This is a genomic window from Salinivibrio socompensis S35 (assembly GCF_000513715.1).
GTDB classification, from domain to species: domain Bacteria; phylum Pseudomonadota; class Gammaproteobacteria; order Enterobacterales; family Vibrionaceae; genus Salinivibrio; species Salinivibrio socompensis.
Genome location: NZ_AQOD01000059.1, coordinates 1 through 5,877 on the forward strand (window position 1 = coordinate 1; position 5,877 = coordinate 5,877).

A 5,877-nucleotide genomic window follows, 5' to 3' on the forward strand; every position below is an offset into this window, starting at 1 on the left:
TTTAACCAACGTCGAATTCAATATCGTCAGTCAGGTTATAGAGGGTGGTAATGTCAATTAATAAATTCGCCACAACCGTTCCGACGAGCTTTTTTCACGTGAACAATTTTTTACACCCTTTTTCAACTAACGCCTCTGTCACTATGCCGCCACCACGAAGATAAAATCTTTTATCCGTGAGTAACGCAAACATCGCATCCTGATAGAAAAACCCAGTACCACCAAACATTGAGCGTTGTTCCATCTCGCCAAACGTGTTTAAAAAACAAGTTACTTGGGTTTTTAATTGATGTTTCATCAAGGGCTCCTCCTCATCGCTATAGAACAAAACGGTAATAGCATTTTTGACTGATAAGTTAGTTATTCTGCATGTTTATTTGTGCAACGAAGAGTGCATTAATTTGCTATGAAATACTATGCATGTGATCACTCATCACTATAAAGACCATGTGGGTATTGTGGAATATGTCGCATTTATGACAAGTATTTTTTTCAGATTAAAAAAGCCTTCTATACAAGAAAGCTTTATCCCTCGCGACAGAGTGCGCTAAATTAGGAGTAAGACAATCATGGGTAGGGAGCCGGCATGTCGATACACCCTTTATTGATTGAGGCCAACCATTTGCTACCGGATGGCGTGAACACGTATGTCGTGTCTGAGCTTTCTCTACTTAGACGCGCTATCACAGGCAGGCGAGCCGCCACGGTTACTTGTGGCCATGAGAGACTTAGGCGAATCAAACACTCAGGCCCGAGCCGAACAACGTCCGGCAGCGATTTCACCGATTGTGACACTCTGCCAAGTGGCGGACTTTAATCGCCATCGACCCCAGCAGATTGCACTAACGTTACAAGGCATTGAGAGTGTTAAAGTAGAAACCATCGAAATGGGTGAAGGGGAAATAAACTTAGCACGTCATGTTCCGTTACCAAGATGGCGACATCAAACGTCCCTGAGTCCTATCAGTACCTGAGTGACAAGCTAAAACAATACTACCGTTCCAATCCCGGATTACATGAACATTATCAACTAACCCGCTATGACAATATCTGCTGGGTATGCTTGCGTTGGTTGGAGCTTCTGCCCATTGAGGTCAAACAAAAGCAATTGTTACTTTCACAGCCTAACGCCTTATTCGTCGCCGAATTTATTGATAAACTATTCCGTTACCCGCTTATCGATCCCGAATAGGCGCTAGTTTACTGTTTAAACCATCACCAAAGACGCAATCAGGCTCACTGATTCGAGCAAAGGCGGTTCTATTCTGCGTTTGGTCGCATTACCATGCCGTCTGGTGACAAAACACTATTGGGACTTATGGATCATCTTTCATTTTTCTGGGTCTCACCGGATCGCGATAAATATTTGCGCTCCCTCGAGACCGAATTTTATAAACGCGCGGTGGAAACCGTTCGTGTTAACCGCCTCTCTCTTCCCCCTTTACCGGATGCAATTCTGTCTATACAACACGCCAGCAAGCAGCCTGAAACCACCATGCGGGATATTGCCAACCTATTAATGGAAGACCCAAGCTTATGCGGCGCAGTGCTCAAAGCGGCGAATTCAGCATTGTTTGCACCAAGGCAACCGGGCAATGTAAAGACATTCAAACCGCGGTGTCACGCCTCGGCGTTGACCGTGTATTAGGCATTATCACCGCAGCGGCTATTCACCAATTAAAAAGCGATGCAACGTTTTCTCGCGACTGCAACGCTCTTTTGAAGCAAAGTGCACAGAAGTCGCGTGAATTTGCCGCAGCAATGGCGTTGGTGACCCAAACCATCAGACGTTATTGTGATGAGCCCCTTTCGGTCGAGCCAGAAAAAGCGCTAATTGTGGGTTTACTGGCCGATATCGGTTTATACAGTGTGATTGGTGAGTTCCAACGTTTTATTCATGAAGGCCATTACCTGCAATTTGATATCGCTGAACAGGTCTTTTTCGCACTCGCCGGTGACTGTAGTCGATTAGTCCTTAAACAATGGGCCTTTGATCGCGATTTCATAGAAGTGGCTATCAATAACAAGCTATATACCCAACCGCGCCTGAAGTGACCTACCTGGACGTGGCAAGAATGGCGAACCATTTGTTGATGTTTCGTAACCATGATGACGCGATTGAAGAGCATGAGGTGGAAATAACGGCCCCAGGTGCCGAAGCCTTGTACGAGCTTTCAAACTTGGATGATGGTGAGTTTTCACGCCAACTCAATCATGTTATCGACGCGACGAGTATCTAGGGCGCAAACGTCTCATATAAATCCCGCGAGTAAGCAACCATAGTGGCTCTGATGTTCAAGGCACGAGTCACTCTGGTCTGATTACATTGACCTGCCTATTAACTGATTGATAACCTCAAACTCCCTTTCTTAACACCGAGCATCATCTAATGTTTTCAGGGATGTTATTTATCTTCGCGCCACTTATCGTTGGCTACTTGATCCCACTCAAGCAGCCCCGCTATATTCATGCCGTGAACACACTGACCATGCGATTAGTCATGGTTATCTTGGTACTCATGGGGCTTAGCCTCGCTGGCCTCGACAACCTCGGCCAACATATCTCTACCATTTTGTATTTTGCGCTTACTTTCTTCATTTGTATTGGGGCCGCCAACCTGTTAGCCCTGCCGATACTCGATAAATGGCTGCCAACACACACTCATGGGCATCAATATAAGCTGACGTTACGTGGCATGATGTCTGAATCGGGAAAACTGATCGCGGCGGTCGCCACAGGGTTAATCGTCGGCTTATTGTGGCAGCAAGATCTATCTTGGGTCGATACCGCCAGTGAGGGCATCTTATTACTGTTGCTATTGCTCATTGGCATCCAGTTACGCAATAGTGGTATGACGTTAAAGCAAATCATACTCAATAAAAGTGGATTGATGATTGCCGCGCTTGTGGTTGCAACGTCTTTACCTGGAGGATTACTGGCAGCCTGGTGGTTAGATATTCCTTATCATCATGGCTTGGCGATGGCCTCTGGATTTGGTTGGTATTCGTTAGCCGGCATTCTCATGGGCGATGGCTTAGGTCCTGTGTATGGGGGCGCATCGTTCATTCTCGAATTAGGGCGAGAACTGGTGGCGATTATGATTATCCCAATGTTGATTCGTCGCTATCCGCTCACTGCAATTGGTTACGGCGGCGCAACTGCGATGGACTTTACCTTACCGATTATTCAAAGCACAGGCGGGATCCGGTGTGTGCCCATTGCCATTGTCAGTGGCTTTATTCTCAGCCTCCTGGTTCCTGTTCTTATGCTCTTTTTTCTTTCTTTAGGCGGTTAATCACTAAGCCGGTTGGATCAAAAAAGGGGTAGCGCCCGGCTACCCCTTTTGCATCATGAACACTGGTTAACGCTTACTGCGCGCGCATCCAGTTGTCCATTTCAGTACGTAGGTTGTCTGACTTAGTACCAAAGATAGCTTGCACACCACCCGATACTTTAACAACACCCGCTGCACCCAGATGTTTCAGCGCTGCTTCGTCAACGATGTCAGTATCCGCTACCGAGACACGCAGACGTGTAATACATGCGTCTAAAGCAGTGATGTTATCTTTACCACCGAACGCAGCAACCAAGTCACCCGCCAGCTCAGAACCTGTCGCGGTTGATACATCCGCCACGGCTTCGTCTTCACGACCTGGGGTTTTCAGGTCAAGGGCACGAATCACGACGCGGAAGACAATGTAGTACAACACACCGTAACCAAGGCCGAGTAGTACCAGAGTCGTTACATTCTCAGCACGTGGCATCTGTACGATAAAGTCAATGAAACCATTCGAGAACGTATGACCGTGAACGACGCCCAGTGCGTTGGTCAGCACGTAAGCGACACCCGCCATGATAGCGTGAATACCGTAAAGTACAGGTGCGATGAACAGGAACGAGAACTCGATAGGTTCAGTGATACCCGTCAGGAACGATGTCAGCGCTGCAGATGCCATAATACCCATGATTTTGGCACGGTTCTCTGGCTTCGCTGAGTGCGCAATCGCAAATGCAGCAGCAGGCAGGCCAAACATTTTGAACAGATAACCACCGGCTAGCTGACCAAAGCCATTACCGGCTTCACGTGTCACGTCATTGGCGGTCAAGAAGCACGTCATGATACCGTTGACTTGCTCACCGGCGTTGTTAACACAGCTACCTGCTTCATAGAAGAAAGGCACGTTCCAGATGTGGTGCAGACCAAATGGGATCAATGCACGCTCTACCACACCGTAGATACCAAAGGCAGTAACAGGGTTTTGCTCTGCGGCCCAGTGAGAGAAAGTGGCAATCGCACTGCCTACTGGCGGCCAGATCACAGATAGGATCACACCCAGAGCAATAGAGATAAAGCCGGTGATAATTGGCACAGACCGTTTACCGGCAAAGAAGCCGAGGTAATCTGGCAGCTGAATCGTATAGAAGCGATTAAACGTCCACGCTGCAACACCACCGGCGAGAATACCACCAAGCACACCTGTCTTGATTTCGTCTGCACCCATCACTGGTGCCATCACATCTAGCGTGGCTACCATGATGCCGTAACCGACAATGGCAGATAGGCCCGATACGCCATCATTGTTGGTGAAACCAAGTGCCACACCGACCGCGAAAAGCAAGGCCATTTGACCAAACACCGACCCACCAGCTTGTTCCATCATGTGAGAAATGATGTCTGGCATCCAGCTAAAGTTGGCCGCACCAACACCCAACAGTATACCTGCTACCGGCAGCACAGATACTGGAAGCATCAGCGCCTTACCGACTTTTTGCAGATTCGCAAAGAGGTTTTTTGACATAGTTCTTGCTCCTGACAAGGACGTTTAACAATTGTGTCTCTGAAGACGAGCCTTTCGATTCCCCGCAAGCGGTCACGCGATACGATAGGTGCCCAGAGAACAAACGATTTGTGATTATTGAACTCACCCAAACTATAAGGGGGTAATCAGTACCTTGCCTATTCGTGACGACTTTACTGATTAAAAAGTAAATATAGATCACAAATAGGATTGGCGAAAAAAATAGTAAAAATTGATTTAAGTTACTAATAATAAGCTATTTTTTCTATGTGAATCATCGAGAACGGGTGATAAAAAAAACTCACCTTTAAAAATTGCAAAGTTATTTCACGTAACGAAACATCTCCTTAACCACAACAACGTTACAAACAGGGGTTTCTCTATATTTTCAATCTCTTATCGTCGTAATGCAAATCCTTATTACTCCTATCAGCCCCCCAAAAAGTGTCCCAAATCGTGCCCCATTTATACAAGGTGTCCCATTTGTGTCCCATTTTCTCCCAAAAATACCACCTCAAAAATCCACAAATTTAGCCCCCATAGCCACTCTGCATACACACCCAGCCAATTCTAAGAGCTTACCCTATAACTACCTTTAACAACGCAAGATAATTCAGAAACAAGTTGACGATTCGCTCTCTAGTTGTGATAGATAGCTCTGCGCTGATTGCCTGATGCCATGCAAAACATCCTTGAGCTTGTCAGTACTTACAAACAAAGAGTAATTGCCCTCTACCCTAACCAACTGGGATAGAAAAGCGCTTTCATTCTCAGTAAACACCTGCCTCAACGGAAATGCGCGCTCGTACATGGTCGCGATCTCAATAATCGAGAGGCGACAGTGTATCGTTGTAACCTGGCTATCAATACTCACTTCGTCGCTTGAAAATGCGTGTAACTGGTTGTTACCGGTGTGAACAAGAAGTCTGCCAGTCTAGTTCTGAGGGATCCCCACTTTTTTGGTAGTGTTCAGAATTCTGTGTCATTTCGTTAGAATGGTCGAAAGAGGAATGATACATGACCGACAAGAAAATAGAACTCGATATGGAAGCTGCCCTAGAAGCRCTTCGTAGTGGCA

The 5,877-nt window shown here is 46.6% G+C and carries 8 protein-coding genes; 6 read left to right on the top strand and 2 right to left on the bottom strand.

The features are described 5' to 3' along the window. Nucleotides 1–94 precede the first annotated feature (94 nt). Nucleotides 95–298: a TfoX/Sxy family protein gene (locus DZ54_RS19960; RefSeq protein ID WP_025673627.1), complete on the bottom strand. Its 204-nt coding sequence runs from the start codon at nucleotides 296–298 to the stop codon at nucleotides 95–97. A gap of 349 nt (nucleotides 299–647) precedes the next feature. Between DZ54_RS19960 and DZ54_RS0107500 the strand changes: the two genes are divergently transcribed. The 6 genes from DZ54_RS0107500 to DZ54_RS0107515 all read left to right on the top strand — a co-directional run bounded on the left by DZ54_RS0107500 (nucleotide 648) and on the right by DZ54_RS0107515 (nucleotide 3,295). After that, entirely contained in the window at nucleotides 648–974 is a 327-nt protein-coding gene (locus DZ54_RS0107500; RefSeq protein ID WP_025673628.1) for a hypothetical protein, read from the top strand. Then, nucleotides 935–1,192 (top strand): hypothetical protein, encoded by a 258-nt coding sequence (locus tag DZ54_RS24780; RefSeq protein ID WP_128080479.1) that lies wholly within the window; start codon nucleotides 935–937, stop codon nucleotides 1,190–1,192. The genes DZ54_RS0107500 and DZ54_RS24780 overlap by 40 nt, the downstream gene beginning before the upstream one ends. 126 nt (nucleotides 1,193–1,318) lie before the next feature. After that, entirely contained in the window at nucleotides 1,319–1,648 is a 330-nt protein-coding gene (locus DZ54_RS26705) for an HDOD domain-containing protein (protein WP_240472795.1), read from the top strand. Continuing rightward, nucleotides 1,618–2,055, top strand: a complete 438-nt coding sequence (locus DZ54_RS26710; RefSeq protein ID WP_276201992.1) for an HDOD domain-containing protein — start codon at nucleotides 1,618–1,620, stop codon at nucleotides 2,053–2,055. Before DZ54_RS26705 ends, DZ54_RS26710 begins: the two co-directional genes overlap by 31 nt. 20 nt (nucleotides 2,056–2,075) lie before the next feature. Then, nucleotides 2,076–2,240, top strand: a complete 165-nt coding sequence (locus DZ54_RS25920; RefSeq protein WP_240473938.1) for a hypothetical protein — start codon at nucleotides 2,076–2,078, stop codon at nucleotides 2,238–2,240. Between the two features lie 149 nt (nucleotides 2,241–2,389). Further along, on the top strand, nucleotides 2,390–3,295 hold the full coding sequence (locus DZ54_RS0107515) for a LysO family transporter (protein ID WP_025673629.1): 906 nt from the start codon (nucleotides 2,390–2,392) through the stop codon (nucleotides 3,293–3,295). Nucleotides 3,296–3,368: 73 nt separating this feature from the next. On the opposite strand, the gene ptsG is transcribed toward DZ54_RS0107515, so the two are convergent. After that, on the bottom strand, nucleotides 3,369–4,799 hold the full coding sequence (gene ptsG / locus DZ54_RS0107520; RefSeq protein WP_025673630.1) for a PTS glucose transporter subunit IIBC: 1,431 nt from the start codon (nucleotides 4,797–4,799) through the stop codon (nucleotides 3,369–3,371). Nucleotides 4,800–5,877 lie beyond the last annotated feature (1,078 nt).